The sequence below is a fragment of the Pseudomonas sp. genome, from assembly GCF_041601375.1.
Lineage (GTDB): Bacteria > Pseudomonadota > Gammaproteobacteria > Pseudomonadales > Pseudomonadaceae > Aquipseudomonas.
In genome coordinates this window covers 50,936-64,473 of record NZ_JBFIIG010000004.1, presented here as the reverse complement: position 1 = coordinate 64,473, position 13,538 = coordinate 50,936, and the positions used below count along the sequence as shown (strand labels likewise).

General features: G+C 65.3%; 15 protein-coding genes. 13 read left to right on the top strand and 2 right to left on the bottom strand.

The window, feature by feature from the left end; genetic code table 11:
- Positions 1 to 107: LrgB family protein (locus ABZE94_RS01495; RefSeq protein WP_372873766.1), on the top strand; the 107-nt coding region annotated here is incomplete at its 5' end.
- A 260-nt stretch (positions 108 to 367) separates the two neighbouring features.
- Positions 368 to 970: an LON peptidase substrate-binding domain-containing protein gene (locus ABZE94_RS01490; protein WP_372873762.1), complete on the top strand. Its 603-nt coding sequence runs from the start codon at positions 368 to 370 to the stop codon at positions 968 to 970.
- A 67-nt stretch (positions 971 to 1,037) separates the two neighbouring features.
- On the opposite strand, the gene ABZE94_RS01485 is transcribed toward ABZE94_RS01490, so the two are convergent.
- Complete coding sequence (locus ABZE94_RS01485) at positions 1,038 to 2,354, bottom strand: bifunctional DedA family/phosphatase PAP2 family protein (protein WP_372873761.1); 1,317 nt, start codon at positions 2,352 to 2,354, stop codon at positions 1,038 to 1,040.
- Positions 2,351 to 3,067, bottom strand: a complete 717-nt coding sequence (locus ABZE94_RS01480; protein WP_372873760.1) for a DNA-3-methyladenine glycosylase — start codon at positions 3,065 to 3,067, stop codon at positions 2,351 to 2,353. The genes ABZE94_RS01485 and ABZE94_RS01480 overlap by 4 nt, the downstream gene beginning before the upstream one ends.
- A 191-nt stretch (positions 3,068 to 3,258) precedes the next feature.
- On the opposite strand from ABZE94_RS01480, the gene ABZE94_RS01475 reads away from it, so the two are divergent.
- The 11 genes from ABZE94_RS01475 to lipB all read left to right on the top strand — a co-directional run bounded on the left by ABZE94_RS01475 (position 3,259) and on the right by lipB (position 13,433).
- On the top strand, positions 3,259 to 4,518 hold the full coding sequence (locus ABZE94_RS01475; protein ID WP_372873759.1) for a glutamate-5-semialdehyde dehydrogenase: 1,260 nt from the start codon (positions 3,259 to 3,261) through the stop codon (positions 4,516 to 4,518).
- Complete coding sequence (nadD, locus tag ABZE94_RS01470; protein ID WP_372873758.1) at positions 4,518 to 5,162, top strand: nicotinate-nucleotide adenylyltransferase; 645 nt, start codon at positions 4,518 to 4,520, stop codon at positions 5,160 to 5,162. The genes ABZE94_RS01475 and nadD overlap by 1 nt, the downstream gene beginning before the upstream one ends.
- A gap of 37 nt (positions 5,163 to 5,199) precedes the next feature.
- Positions 5,200 to 5,565 (top strand): ribosome silencing factor, encoded by a 366-nt coding sequence (gene rsfS / locus ABZE94_RS01465; protein WP_318947969.1) that lies wholly within the window; start codon positions 5,200 to 5,202, stop codon positions 5,563 to 5,565.
- A gap of 12 nt (positions 5,566 to 5,577) precedes the next feature.
- Positions 5,578 to 6,045, top strand: a complete 468-nt coding sequence (gene rlmH / locus ABZE94_RS01460; protein ID WP_372873757.1) for a 23S rRNA (pseudouridine(1915)-N(3))-methyltransferase RlmH — start codon at positions 5,578 to 5,580, stop codon at positions 6,043 to 6,045.
- 39 nt (positions 6,046 to 6,084) lie between these two features.
- The gene (mrdA, locus tag ABZE94_RS01455) at positions 6,085 to 7,974 is read left to right on the top strand and encodes a penicillin-binding protein 2 (protein WP_372873756.1); all 1,890 of its coding nucleotides are present in this window, start codon (positions 6,085 to 6,087) and stop codon (positions 7,972 to 7,974) included.
- 38 nt (positions 7,975 to 8,012) lie between these two features.
- Complete coding sequence (rodA, locus tag ABZE94_RS01450) at positions 8,013 to 9,116, top strand: rod shape-determining protein RodA (RefSeq protein ID WP_372873765.1); 1,104 nt, start codon at positions 8,013 to 8,015, stop codon at positions 9,114 to 9,116.
- An 18-nt stretch (positions 9,117 to 9,134) separates the two neighbouring features.
- Entirely contained in the window at positions 9,135 to 10,145 is a 1,011-nt protein-coding gene (gene mltB, locus ABZE94_RS01445; RefSeq protein ID WP_372873755.1) for a lytic murein transglycosylase B, read from the top strand.
- Positions 10,145 to 11,146 (top strand): septal ring lytic transglycosylase RlpA family protein, encoded by a 1,002-nt coding sequence (locus tag ABZE94_RS01440; RefSeq protein ID WP_372873754.1) that lies wholly within the window; start codon positions 10,145 to 10,147, stop codon positions 11,144 to 11,146. Before mltB ends, ABZE94_RS01440 begins: the two co-directional genes overlap by 1 nt.
- A gap of 124 nt (positions 11,147 to 11,270) precedes the next feature.
- Positions 11,271 to 12,431: a D-alanyl-D-alanine carboxypeptidase family protein gene (locus ABZE94_RS01435; protein WP_372873753.1), complete on the top strand. Its 1,161-nt coding sequence runs from the start codon at positions 11,271 to 11,273 to the stop codon at positions 12,429 to 12,431.
- 73 nt (positions 12,432 to 12,504) lie between these two features.
- Positions 12,505 to 12,780 (top strand): DUF493 domain-containing protein, encoded by a 276-nt coding sequence (locus ABZE94_RS01430; RefSeq protein ID WP_372873752.1) that lies wholly within the window; start codon positions 12,505 to 12,507, stop codon positions 12,778 to 12,780.
- Positions 12,780 to 13,433 carry a lipoyl(octanoyl) transferase LipB gene (gene lipB, locus ABZE94_RS01425; RefSeq protein ID WP_372873751.1) on the top strand — a complete coding sequence of 218 codons (654 nt, stop codon included), beginning with the start codon at positions 12,780 to 12,782 and terminating at the stop codon, positions 13,431 to 13,433. The genes ABZE94_RS01430 and lipB overlap by 1 nt, the downstream gene beginning before the upstream one ends.
- The last annotated feature ends 105 nt before the right edge of the window (positions 13,434 to 13,538 follow it).

Genomic DNA, 13,538 nt, shown 5'->3' with positions numbered 1-13,538 from the left:
CCATGCAGGAAAGCGAAGAATGCGGCGCGTTCGCCGCGCTGGCGATGAGCCTGATGGGCATGCTCACCGCGGTGCTGTTGCCGCTGGCGATCATCTTCCTGGTCTGAGCGGCTGTGAAAAATCTCCGGCTACTGCAATTGCTTCGACCATCGGTAGTCCGTTCGGGGCGTAGGGCATTTGGGCGGGGTTCCATTTGGAGGTAGGGCGGCTCGGGCGGCGATCCGTTCGGCGCGCAGCGACAACCCGCCAGCTTACTGCCGCGTCACTGAACCGAGGTGCACTGCCTGCGGCGAATGACACCCTGCGGATCGCCAAACACGTCGGCTGCGACGGCGCTCGATATGTTCACAATCGCTGAGAGGCCCCCATGAAGCTTCCCCTGTTCCCGCTCAATACCCTGTTGTTCCCGGGGTGCCCGCTCGATTTGCAGATATTCGAGGCGCGCTACCTGGACATGATCAGCCGCTGCATGAAGCAGGGCGAAGGCTTCGGCGTGGTCTGCCTCCTCGAGGGGCAGGAAGTCGGCGAGGCCGCCAGCCAGTTCTCGGCGATTGGTTGCGAGGCGCGGATCTGTGACTTTCAGCAGCGGCCCAACGGCTTGCTGGGGATTCGTGTCGAAGGTGGCCGCCGCTTCAAGGTTCGCCATGCCCAGGTATTGCCGGATCAACTGACCGTCGCCGAGGTCGATTGGCTGGAGGACGCGGCGGAACAGCCCTTGGGTGTCGAGCATGCGGATTTGCTCGCGTTGCTCGAGGCCCTGGCCGAGCACCCGCTGGTCACCGCCCTGGGCATGACCGACGCGGTCAGCGGTCAAGCGGCCCTGGCCAATCGACTGGCCTACCTGCTGCCCTTGGCGCGCGAGCAGAAACTCCAGTTGCTCGAACTCGACACGGCGCAGGCGCGCCTGACCCAGTTGCAAGTCTGGCTCGCCCAGATGCAGAGCGAGGGCGGCGCGGCTCAGGGCTCGTGAACATAGCGAAACACCGCCGCGGGCGTTTGGCGACGGCCGCCGTAGGCGGGAGTTTTTTCACCGCCTCTCAATAGCGATAGAGCAGTAGCGCTTCCGACAGTTGCCAGGTGGCAATGGCGCCGAGCAGCCCCAGGCACGCCGGCAGGATCAACCACCACACCTTGGCGGGCAACGCCGGCAGTGGCGTGGGCCATTGCGTCAGGCTCAGGCTGAGCGCGCACAGGCCACCTGCCAGCAGGGCGCCGGCGATGATGTCGCTCGGCCAATGCACGCCCAGATACACCCGCGACAGGGCAATGGTCATGGCTGGCAGGCTGGCCAGCAGCAGCCAGGCCAGGCGCAGGCGCGCCGGCTGGCCGCGGCCGGCGAGTACGCCGAGGACCAGAAAGAAGGCGAAGGCCGCCGAACTGTGACCGCTGGGCAGGCTGAAGCTGTTCAGGGGCTCGAGCAGTACCTCCGGGCGCTGGCGGGCCAGCAGGGCTTTCAGCGCGCTGTTGACCAGGGCGGTCGCGAGCAGGGCGCCGCCGGCAAACAACGTCGCCCGCCACTGCCGAGCCAGCAGCAGCAACAGGCAGAGCAGTGCGGCAACGGCCAGTTGGCTGTGGAAATCGCCGAGGCGGGTGATCAGCACCATCAGGCTGTCGAGGCCGGCGCTGCGCTGTTCCTGCACCAGGGCGAGCAGGCCGCGATCGAGTTGGTCGAGGCGTTGCCAACCGAGAAACAAGCCGAACAGCAGCAGCAGGCTCAAGCCCGCGGCAATCCAGCTGGCGCGACGGCGTTCGCCCAGGCTCTCATGCACGCTGAGCAGCAGCAGGGCGGCCAGGCCGGCGGCAAGTACCGCCGCTTGAGGCCAGAACCCCGTGGGCAGGGGCAGGCGCAACGCCGCACCGGTGGCCCAGCCCGGCAACAGGTAGGCGATCGCCCAGCCGGCCGAGGCGAGCAGGCTGACCAGCACAAAGCGTCCGACGGGCATGTTGAGCATGCCGGCGATCATCGGCAGCATCGGCCGCAGCGGGCCGATAAAGCGGCCGACCAGCAGGCTGGCGATGCCGTAGCGCTGGAAGTAGAACTCCGCCCCCATCATCCATTCGGGGTGGTGACGCAACCCCGGCAGGCGGCGGATGTCCTGGTGGAAGTAGCGACCGGTGGCGTAGGACAGCAGATCGCCGAGCACTCCGCCGGCGTAGGCCAGCGCCAGGGTCTGGCCGAGGCTCAGGGCGCCGTTGCCGGCGAGTACGGCGACGGCGAACAGCAAGAGGGTGCCGGGCACCAGGATGCCGGCAATCGCCAGGCACTCGAGGCAGGCGATCAGGGCGATCGCCAGGCCCAGCCACTCGGGGTTGGCCGTGAGCCAGAGGGTCACGTCAGCCAGCCATTGGCTCATCGGTGCTCATCCTCGGGGGCGAGCAGGAAGAAGTCCTGGCCCTCGACCTGACCGCGCCGCAGCGGGTTGCGCGTGCAATGGCGGGCAAAGGCGGCGTCGACGAAGCGGTACGGCAGCTGCTCGTCGCGCCCGGCGGGAATGCCCAGGCGCGACGTCTGCACGATCTGCGCCGGGCGCTCGCCGAGATCCTCGACGAACAGGCGCTGCGGATCGAAACGCCGGGCATCCCAGTCCGGCACTTTCAGGCCCAGGGCCTTGCACAGCAGGGTCTGCCCGCCACACAGGCGTTCCAGCGAGCGTGGCCGGCCCTGGGCATCCGGGTTGTTGGCCTGCATCCGCGCCAGGCTGGCGCTGGGCGAAACCGGGTCGAGCCAGGGGTAGGCTGATTTGATCAGTACCGCGTTACCCGGGCCGCCGGCGCTGAAGTTCAGCGAGTCGCCGCCGCGGGCGTAATACATGTAGATGTGCCCGCCGCCGAGGAACAGGGCCTTGCGTTTTTCCGTGTAGCCGAGCGAGGCGTGGCTGCCTTTCTCTGCCAGGTAGTAGGCCTCGGTCTCGATGATCCGCGCGCTCAGCCAGAGTTCGCCGCAGCGGTGGCGAATCACCTTGCCGAGCAGCTCGCGGGCGAGCTGACGCGCGTCGCGGTCGAAGAAGGCGTCGGCAAGGGGCCTGGCATGTAGCCAGGGCAGGCTTGGGGCGGCGGTGTCAGGCATGTGGGTTCGCTGGATGAACGCGGGCCTTGGGTTGGGGCGATGATAGCAACAAGCGTCTTGCTCGTGTCTTGGCCGACCCGGGCAGGCGGGCGATTGTCACGGCTTGTCGACTATCCGCCCGGCGCCGCTGTGCGCGGGGCCGTGGCGCCGCTATAATCAGCCGCTTTCCCTATTGCCAGGCCACCGAGACCATGACCGAGTCCGTACTCGACTATATGACCCGCCTGGGCCGAGCCGCCCGCGCCGCCGCCGGCGTGGTCGCCCGTGCCAGCACCGCGCAGAAGAATCGTGCCCTGCAGGCCACTGCCGAGGCCCTGGATGCCGCCCGCGTCGAGCTGAACGCCGCCAACGAGCAGGACCTGGCCGCCGGTCGGGCCAATGGCCTGGAGCCGGCGCTGCTCGACCGTCTGGCGCTGACCCCGGCGCGCATCGACGGCATGATCGAAGGTCTGCGTCAGGTCGCGGCGCTGGCCGATCCGGTCGGCGCCATCCGCGACATGAGCTACCGTCCGTCGGGTATTCAGGTTGGCAAGATGCGCGTGCCCCTGGGCGTGATCGGCATCATCTACGAGTCGCGGCCCAACGTGACCATCGACGCCGCCAGCCTGTGCCTGAAATCCGGCAACGCCACCATCCTGCGCGGCGGCTCGGAAGCCATTCATTCCAACCGTGCCATAGCCGCCTGCATCCAGCGCGGCCTGGCCGCCGCCGAGTTGCCGGCCGCCGCCGTGCAGGTGGTGGAAACCACCGACCGCGCCGCCGTCGCTGCGCTTATTAGCATGCCCGAGTTCGTCGACGTGATAGTGCCGCGCGGCGGCAAGGGCCTGATCGAGCGCATCAGCCGCGATGCGCGGGTGCCGGTGATCAAGCACCTGGACGGCATCTGCCATGTGTATGTCGACGCCCTGGCCGAGTTGCCCAAGGCCCTGGGCATCGCCTTCAACGCCAAGACCTACCGCTACGGCATCTGCGGTGCGATGGAAACCCTGTTGGTCGATCAGGCCATGGCGGCGGCATTTCTGCCGGCCATCGAGCAGATGTTCACCGAGAAGGGCGTCGAGCTGCGCGGCTGCGCGCGTACCTGCGCGCTGATCCCGGCCAAAGCGGCGACGGAAGAGGACTGGAGCACGGAGTACCTGGCGCCGATCCTGTCGATCCGGGTGGTCGATGGCCTGGATCAGGCCATCGAGCACATCAATCGCTACGGCTCGCACCACACCGACGCCATCGTCACCGAGCACCAGGGCCGCGCCCGGCGTTTCCTCGCCGAGGTCGACTCCAGCTCGGTGATGCTCAATGCGCCCACCTGCTTCGCCGATGGCTTCGAGTACGGCCTGGGCGCGGAGATCGGTATTTCCACCGACAAGCTGCACGCCCGTGGCCCGGTGGGCCTGGAAGGCCTGACCTGCGAGAAGTATGTGGTGATCGGCGACGGCCAGCTGCGCGGCTGATGGCGAAAAAAATCGGGATCTTCGGCGGCACCTTCGATCCGGTGCATATCGGCCACCTGCGCAGTGCGCTGGAAGTGGCAGAGTTCATGGCCCTCGACGAGTTGCGCCTGATCCCCAGTGCGCGGCCACCGCACCGCGAGGCGCCGCAGGTTTCGGCGCAGGATCGCCTGGCCATGGTCGAACTGGCGGTGGCCGGCTTGCCGCCGCTGCGGGTCGACGACCGCGAACTCAAGCGTGACAAGCCGTCGTACAGCATCGACACCCTGGAGTCGTTGCGCGCCGAGCTGGCGGCCGACGACCAGTTGTTCCTGCTCATCGGCTGGGATGCCTTCTGCGGCTTGCCCACCTGGCATCGCTGGAGCGAGCTGCTGGAGCACTGCCATATCCTGGTGTTGCAGCGCCCGGATGCCGACAGCGAAGCGCCGGAAACCTTGCGCAACCTGCTGGCAGCCCGCAGCATCAGCGACCCGCTGGCCATGGAGGGGGCCGGCGGACAGATTTCCTTTATCTGGCAGACGCCCCTGGCGGTGTCCGCCACGCAGATCCGCACGCTGTTGGCGGGCGGCAAGTCGGTACGTTTTCTGCTACCCGATGCGGTACTCACCTATATCCATGCGCACGGGCTCTACCGTGCGTCGAACTGAACACAAGGCAAACGAGTTACTTATGAAGACGCAAAAAATGCTCAGCGAAGACCTGGTCAAACTGGCCATCGCTGCCCTGGAAGACATCAAGGCGCAAGACATCACCACCATCGATGTGCGCGACAAGACCAGCATCACCGACTACATGGTGATCGCCAGCGGTACCTCCAGCCGTCACGTCAAGTCGCTGGTCGACAACGTGCTGGAGAAGGTCAAGGAGCAGGGCGTGCGCCCGCTCGGCAGCGAAGGGCTGGACACCGGCGAATGGGCGCTGCTCGACCTGGGCGACATCGTCGTCCACGTGATGCTGCCTACCGCCCGTCAGTTCTACGACCTCGAGCGCCTGTGGCAGGGTGCCGAGCAGAGCCGTGCGCAGTTCAGCCCCGAGCCGGAACAAGAGTAAGGACGCAGCAGCGTGCGGATCAAACTGATTGCCGTCGGCTCGAAGATGCCGCGCTGGGTCGAGGACGGTTGGCAGGAGTACGCCAAGCGCATGCCGGCGGAGCTGGCCCTGGAGCTGGTCGAGATTCCCCTGACCACCCGCGGCAAGAACGCCGACGTGGCGCGGATGATTCGCCAGGAAGGCGAAGCCATGCTGGCCAGGGTTGCGCCAGGGGAACGCATCGTCACCCTGGAAGTCGAAGGGCGGCCGTGGAGTACCGAGCAGTTGGCCGTGGAGCTGGACAAGTGGCGCCTGGATGCGCGCACCGTCAACCTCATGGTCGGCGGCCCCGAAGGCCTGGCGCCGGAAGTGCAGGCGCGCAGCGAGCAGCGCTGGTCGCTGTCGCCCTTGACCCTGCCGCACCCGCTGGTGCGGATCGTGCTCGGCGAGCAGCTGTACCGGGCCTGGACGGTGCTGTCCGGCCACCCGTACCACAAATGATTTGCCCCTAGATTTTCCACCACTAATCAGCAGTCATCGATGCCGCAGCCGATTCGCCTCAAGGACCACGAAAAAGACGCGCGCCTGATTCGCCGGCGTGCCCTGGTCGGTGCCCTGGTGTTTCTGCTGCTGACCGCGGTCCTGATCGCCCGCATGTATCACCTGCAGGTGGTGCAGTACGAGTATCACTCGACCCTGTCGGAAAACAACCGGGTGCACGTGCAGCCGATTCCGCCGACGCGCGGGCTGATCTTCGACCGCAACGGGGTGCTGGTCGCCGACAACCGGCCGAGTTTCAGCCTGACCCTGACCCGCGAACGGGCCGGCGACTGGGCCCAGGTGCTGGACGTGATCGTCGAGGTGCTGGGGCTGAGCAGCGATGAGCGGGAACTGTTCGAGAAGCGCGTGCGCCAGGGCCGGCGGCCATTCGAGCCGGTGCCGGTGTTGTTCGAGCTGAGCGAAGCGCAGATTGCCACCATCGCGGTCAACCAGTTCCGCCTGCCCGGGGTCGAGGTGGCGGCGCAGCTGGTGCGGCATTATCCCCAGCGCGAGCACTTCGCCCATTCGGTGGGCTATGTCGGGCGGATCAACGAGAAAGAACTCAAGGAGCTCGATCCGGTGGCGTACAGCGGTACCCACCATATCGGCAAGACCGGGATCGAGCGCTTCTACGAAGCGCAGTTGCACGGCGAGGTCGGCTACGAGGAGGTCGAAACCAACGCCCGTGGCCGGGTGCTGCGGGTGCTCAAGCGCATCGATCCGCTGCCGGGCAAGGATGTCATGCTGACCATCGATGTGCGCCTGCAGGAAGCCGCCGAAGCCGCGCTGGGTGGCCGCCGTGGCGCCATAGTGGCGATCCAGCCAAGCACCGGCGAGGTGCTGGCGATGGTCAGTCAGCCGAGCTTCGACCCCAACCCGTTCGTCACCGGCATCAGCTTCAAGGCCTATGCCGAGCTGCGCGACTCGATCGACCAGCCGCTGTTCAACCGGGTCCTGCGTGGCCTCTACCCACCGGGTTCGACGATCAAGCCGATGATGGCGGTGGCCGCCCTGGATGCCGGGGTGATCACCCCCACTTCGCGAGTGTTCGACCCGGGCTTCTACCAACTGCCCAATCACAGCCACAAGTACCGCAACTGGAACCGCAGCGGCGACGGCTGGGTGAGCCTGGATATGGCGATCATGCGCTCCAACGACACCTATTTTTACGATCTGGCGCACAAGATGGGCATCGACCGCATGCACGACTACATGACCCGTTTCGGCCTGGGCCAGCGGGTGTCGCTGGACATGTTCGAGGAAACGGCCGGGCTGATGCCGTCGCGCGAGTGGAAACGGTCGCGCTACCGGCAGCCGTGGTACCCGGGGGAAACCCTGATCCTCGGCATCGGTCAGGGCTATATGCAGACCACCCCGCTGCAACTGGCCCAGGCCACCGCGCTGATGGCCACCCGCGGCAAGTGGATTCGTCCGCACCTGGCCAAGACCGTCGAGGGTTTGCCGCCGGTCGACAGCGCTCCGCTGCCGGATATCCAGTTGCGTGACCCGCAAAGCTGGGATTCGGCGCGGTTCGGCATGGAGCAGGTGATGCACGGTCCGCGCGGCACCGCGCGCAAGGTCGGCGACAGTTCGGCCTATCGCATTGCCGGCAAGAGCGGCACGGCGCAGGTGGTGGCGATCAGGCAGGGCGAGAAGTACGACCGCGAGAAGGTCCGGGAGCGCCACCGCGACCACGCCCTGTTCGTCGCGTTCGCCCCGGCGGACAACCCGCAGATCGCCGTGGCGGTGATGGTGGAAAATGGCGAGTCCGGCTCGGGTGTGGCCGCGCCGGTGGTCAAGCAGGTGATGGATGCCTGGCTGCTCGACGACAGCGGCGAGCTCAAGGCCGAGTACGCCACGCCCATGAGTGCGGAGGTCAGCCAGCGATGAACAGTAACTTCGATCGCGTGCTGTCCAGCGAGGACGTGCTGCGCCGCCGCGCAAGCCTGCTGCAGCGCCTGCATGTCGACGGCATTCTGCTGCTGCTGTTGCTGATTCTGGCGGTCGGCAGCCTGTTCATTCTCTATTCGGCCAGCGGCAAGAACCTCGACCTGTTGATCAAGCAGGCCAGCTCCTTTGGCATCGGCCTGGTGGGCATGTTCATCATCGCCCAGCTGGAGCCGCGCTTCATGGCGCGCTGGGTGCCTCTGGCCTATGTCGCGGGCGTCGGTCTGCTGGTGGTGGTGGACGTCATGGGCCACAACGCCATGGGTGCGACCCGCTGGATCAATATTCCCGGGGTGATCCGCTTCCAGCCCTCGGAGTTCATGAAGATCATCATGCCGGCGACCATCGCCTGGTACCTGGCCAAGCGCAGCCTGCCGCCGAGTTTGAAACACATCGCGATCAGCCTGGCGCTGACCCTGCTGCCGTTCGTGCTGATTTTGCTGCAGCCGGACCTGGGCACCTCGATGCTGGTAATCGTTTCGGGGGTATTCGTGTTGTTCATCGCCGGCCTGCAGTGGCGCTGGATCATCGGTGCGCTGGCGGCGCTGGTACCGGTCGCCGTGGCCATGTGGTTCTTCGTTTTGCGCGAGTACCAGAAGCAGCGGGTACTGACCTTTCTCAATCCCGAGAGCGATCCGCTGGGCAGCGGCTGGAACATCATCCAGTCGAAGGCGGCGATCGGCTCGGGCGGAGTCTTCGGCAAGGGCTGGCTGCTCGGCACCCAGTCGCACCTGGACTTCTTGCCGGAAAGCCATACCGACTTCATCATCGCCGTGCTCGCCGAGGAATTCGGCCTGGTCGGCGTTTGTTTGTTACTGCTGGTTTACCTGCTGTTGATCGCGCGAGGTTTGGTGATTACCGTGCAAGCGCAGACGCTGTTCGGTAAGCTTCTTGCCGGCGCGCTGACCATGACGTTCTTCGTCTATGTGTTCGTCAATATCGGTATGGTCAGCGGTTTGCTGCCGGTGGTGGGGGTGCCGCTGCCCTTCATCAGCTATGGCGGTACTTCGCTGATTACCCTGCTGGCAGGGTTTGGCATTCTGATGTCGATCCACACGCACCGTAAGTGGATTGCACAGGCTTAAATTGGGGTTATGAATTCAATGCATATATTGCGTGGCTGGGCTGCACGGCACACACATTGGCTCGGTCTGGCCGCCGCCTTCGCCGTGGTGCAGCCGACGCTCGCCGCCGATTACCAGGATTCGCCGCAGGTCAGCGAGTTCATCGGCGAGATGAACCGCGAGTACGGTTTTGCCACGGAGCAACTGGGGCGCCTGTTCGCCGAAGTGCAACGCAAGCAGTCGATCCTCGACGCCATCTCGCGGCCGGCGGAGAAGGTCAAACCCTGGAAGGACTACCGGCCGATTTTCATCACCGACTCGCGCATCGCCCGTGGCGTGGATTTCTGGCGCGAGCATGAGGCGACCCTGGCGCGCGCCGAGGCCGAATACGGCGTGCCGGCGCCAATGATAGTGGCGATCATCGGGGTGGAAACCTTCTACGGCGGCAACACCGGCAGCTACCGGGTGGTGGATGCGCTGTCGACCCTGGCCTTCGATTACCCGCCGCGCGCGCCCTTCTTTCGCAAGGAGTTGCGCGAATTCCTCATGCTCTCGCGTGAGGAGCAGGTCGATCCGATGACCCTCAAGGGTTCCTACGCCGGGGCCATGGGCTTGCCGCAATTCATGCCGAGCAGTTTCCGCGCCTACGCGGTGGACTTCGACGGTGACGGCCATATCAATATCTGGACCAACCCGGTGGACGCCATCGGCAGCGTGGCCAGCTACTTCAAGCGTCACGGCTGGCTGCCCGGCGAGCCGGTGGCAAGCCGCGCCACGGTCGCCGGCGAACAGGTCGAGCAGGGCCTGAGCGCCGGCCTCGACCCGCAGCTGAACGTCGACGAGTTGCGCCGCCTGGGCTGGTCGAGCCGTGACACGCTGGACGGCGAAATGCCGGTCACCGCCTTCCGCCTCGAAGGCGCCGAGGGCGACGAATACTGGCTGGGGTTGCCGAACTTCTTCGTCATCACCCGCTATAACCGCAGCGTGATGTACGCCATGGCGGTCAATCAGTTGGCCGAGTTGCTGGTCGACGCGCGAGGGGGCCAATAATGCCGGGTCTGCCACTCAAGCTCGCCGCCTGCGCTGTCCTCGCCCTGGTGCTGGCGAGCTGCACGTCCAGCCGAGCGCCGCAACCGCAGGCGCCGGTCAAGCCGAGCGCGACTATCAGCGGTCCTGGCGACTTCAGTCGCCCGCACAAGGACGGGGCGCCCTGGTGGGATGTCGATGTCTCGCTGATCCAGGATGCCGTGCCCATGCCGCACTATGGCGCGGTCAAGGCCAGCCCCTATGTGGTGTTTGGCAAGCAGTACTACCCGATCCCCGACGCGCGCCGCTATCAGGCAACCGGGCCGGCGTCCTGGTACGGCACCAAGTTCCACGGTCAGGCCACCGCCAATGGCGAAACCTATGACCTGTACGGCATGACCGCCGCGCACAAGACCTTGCCGCTGCCCAGCTATGTGCGGGTGACCAACCTGGAAAACGGCAAGAGCGTGATTCTGCGGGTCAACGACCGCGGACCCTTCTATTCGGACCGGATCATCGATCTGTCCTTTGCCGCGGCGAAAAAGCTCGGCTATGCCGAGAGCGGTACGGCACGGGTCAAGGTCGAGGGCATCGATCCCCAGGAGTGGTGGGCCCAGCAGGGGCGCGCGGTGCCACTGGTGCTGGCCGCGCAACCCGCGGCTCAGGTCAAGACCGTTGCCCAGCCGCTTGCGCCGCCGCTCGAGCAGTACTCGCCGCCAGTAGAGCAGCATGCCGCGGCCGTGCTGCCGGTGCAGATAGACGCAAAAAAAAACGCTTCAGGCGCAGCCTCTGGCCTGTATCTCCAGGTGGGCGCCTTCGCCAATCCGGACGCTGCGGAGTTGCTCAAGGCCAAGTTGAGCGATACGGTGGCTGCCCCGGTGTTCATCAGCTCAGTGGTGCGCAATCAGCAGATCCTCCATCGCGTGCGCCTGGGGCCGGTGAGCAGCCGGGACGAGGCTGAGCAACTGCAACTCAGCGTGCGCCTGGCCAATCTTGGCCAGCCGAGGTTGGTCAGGGCGGACTGAGCCGGCACTTATCGGCCCGCTCCTGGACTAAGTACACAGCCGCAGTCGCAGCAGGGCGCGGCTGTCAGCGTCACCCAATGTGCCCTTGCGGGCCTGTATGATCATCAGCAACCTAGAGAGACGGATGAATATCACCAGCTTTACCCAACGCGTTTTCTTCTCACTCCTGCTGCTCGGCGCGCCAGTTGCCTGGGCCAGTCAGATGGTGATTCCGGCGGCGCCGCAGTTGGCCGCCAAATCCTATGTGCTGATGGATGCCGCCAGCGGCAATGTCCTTATCGAGCACAATGCCGACGAGCGCCTGCCGCCGGCCAGCCTGACCAAGATGATGACCGCCTACCTGGCGACCCTGGATATCAACCGCGGTCAGATCAAGGAAGGCGACATGGTGCGCATCAGCGAGAAGGCCTGGCGCATGGGCGGCTCGAAGATGTTCATCGAGGTCGGCAAGGAAGTCTCGGTCGACGACCTGCTGCACGGCATCATCATCCAGTCCGGCAACGATGCCAGCGTGGCCATCGCCGAACACATCGCCGGCAGCGAAGACGCCTTCGCCGACATGATGAACACTCATGCCCAGCGCCTGGGCATGAGCAACAGCCAGTTTCGCAACGCCACCGGCTGGCCGGACCCGGAGCATTACTCCTCGGCCAAGGACATGGCCAAGCTGGCGCGCGCGATCATCTACGAAGACCCGCAGCACTATGCGATCTACGCGCAGAAGGAGTTCCTCTGGAACGGCATCAAGCAACCCAACCGCAACCTGCTGCTGTGGCGCGACAAGACGGTCGACGGCCTGAAGACCGGGCATACCGACGAGGCCGGCTACTGCCTGGTGTCCTCGGCGGTGCGCGACGGCATGCGCCTGATCTCGGTGGTGTTCGGCACCAACAGCGAGCAGGCCCGCGCCGCCGAGACGCAGAAGCTGCTGACCTATGGTTTCCGCTTCTTCGAGACCCGCACTTTCTATCAGAAGGGCGCCGAATTGGCTCAGGCCCAGGTCTGGAAAGGTGCCACTCGTCAGCTCAAGGCTGGCCTGGCCAATGACCTGACCCTGACCATGGCGAAAGGTCAGCTGGACAAGCTGCAGGCCGGCATGACCCTCAACCCGCAACTGCTCGCCCCCATCCAGCAGGGTGATGTGATCGGCAAGGTCGAAGTCAAACTGGGTGATGAGGTGGTGCACAGCGCCGATCTGGTGGCCCTGGAAACCGTCGAGGAAGGTGGCCTGTTTCGGCGTCTGTGGGATAGCATTCGCCTGTTCTTCTTCGGGTTGTTCAACTGATATCGTGACCAGCACGCCCCTGCCGACCCGCCGGGGCGTTGTTGTTGCCACGGCTTACGAGGCCGTTACTGCCATGAGTCAAACTGACGTCAAATCGCACAAAATCGAATTCCCCTGCGCCGATTACCCGATCAAGGTGGTTGGCGACAGTGGTATTGGTTACAAGAACACGGTGATCGAAATCCTCAGCAAATATGCCAAGGTCGATCTCAGTACCCTGGCCGAGCGTCAGAGCAGTAATGGCAAGTACACCACTGTACAGCTGCACATCGTGGCAACCGGCGAAGATCAGCTGCGCGATATCAATAGCGCCCTGCGCGCGACCGGTATCGTGCATATGGTGCTCTGATGAGCCTGCCGCTCGGCTTTCGCGAGCTCGGCCAGGTCGACTACGAGCCGACCTGGCAGGCCATGCAACGCTTCACCAATGAGCGCGATGCCGCAACGGCGGATGAAGTCTGGCTGTTGCAGCACCCGCCGGTGTTTACCCAGGGCCAGGCCGGCAAGCCCGAGCACCTGCTGCTGCCCGGCGATATTCCGGTGGTGCAGGTCGATCGCGGTGGCCAGGTGACCTATCACGGTCCCGGCCAGCTGGTCGTCTACCTGTTGCTGGATGTGCGCCGCTCGGGCCTTGGTGTGCGCGAGCTGGTCAATCGCATCGAGCGCAGCCTGATCGCCACCCTGGCCAGCTATGGCGTGACCGCCAGTGCCAAACCTGATGCCCCGGGGGTCTATGTGGGCGGCGCGAAGATCGCCTCGCTCGGCCTGCGCATCCGCAATGGCCGCAGCTTCCATGGTCTGGCCTTGAACGTGGACATGGATTTACAGCCGTTCCAGCGCATCAATCCCTGCGGCTATGCCGGCATGGCCATGACCCAGTTGGCCGATCTGGTCGCCGGGCCGATAGAGTTGGCCGAGGTCAGCGCCCGCCTGCGTGAACAGTTGGTCAAGCACCTCGACTACGCACAGCAGCAGACCCTGAAGGGCGCAATAGACGGCTAAGCCTTGGCTTATCCACCGTCGTGGGGATGGCAGGCGGGGAGGCATGACACTGCTCTGCGGCCGCAATCGGTAGGGTGCGCCGTGCGCACCAGGCGTCTGTGACGC

Excerpts from the sequence above, each read along its gene's own strand:
- ABZE94_RS01430 (WP_372873752.1), top strand. The coding sequence starts at position 12,505 with ATGAGTCAAACTGACGTCAAATCGCACAAAATCGAATTCCCCTGCGCC.
- ABZE94_RS01490 (WP_372873762.1), top strand. The coding sequence starts at position 368 with ATGAAGCTTCCCCTGTTCCCGCTCAATACCCTGTTGTTCCCGGGGTGC.
- ABZE94_RS01440 (WP_372873754.1), top strand. The coding sequence starts at position 10,145 with ATGCCGGGTCTGCCACTCAAGCTCGCCGCCTGCGCTGTCCTCGCCCTG.
- rsfS (WP_318947969.1), top strand. The coding sequence starts at position 5,200 with ATGCTCAGCGAAGACCTGGTCAAACTGGCCATCGCTGCCCTGGAAGAC.
- mrdA (WP_372873756.1), top strand. The coding sequence starts at position 6,085 with ATGCCGCAGCCGATTCGCCTCAAGGACCACGAAAAAGACGCGCGCCTG.
- ABZE94_RS01435 (WP_372873753.1), top strand. The coding sequence starts at position 11,271 with ATGAATATCACCAGCTTTACCCAACGCGTTTTCTTCTCACTCCTGCTG.
- mltB (WP_372873755.1), top strand. The coding sequence starts at position 9,135 with ATGCATATATTGCGTGGCTGGGCTGCACGGCACACACATTGGCTCGGT.
- lipB (WP_372873751.1), top strand. The coding sequence starts at position 12,780 with ATGAGCCTGCCGCTCGGCTTTCGCGAGCTCGGCCAGGTCGACTACGAG.
- ABZE94_RS01480 (WP_372873760.1), bottom strand. The coding sequence starts at position 3,067 with ATGCCTGACACCGCCGCCCCAAGCCTGCCCTGGCTACATGCCAGGCCC.
- ABZE94_RS01475 (WP_372873759.1), top strand. The coding sequence starts at position 3,259 with ATGACCGAGTCCGTACTCGACTATATGACCCGCCTGGGCCGAGCCGCC.
- ABZE94_RS01485 (WP_372873761.1), bottom strand. The coding sequence starts at position 2,354 with ATGAGCCAATGGCTGGCTGACGTGACCCTCTGGCTCACGGCCAACCCC.
- nadD (WP_372873758.1), top strand. The coding sequence starts at position 4,518 with ATGGCGAAAAAAATCGGGATCTTCGGCGGCACCTTCGATCCGGTGCAT.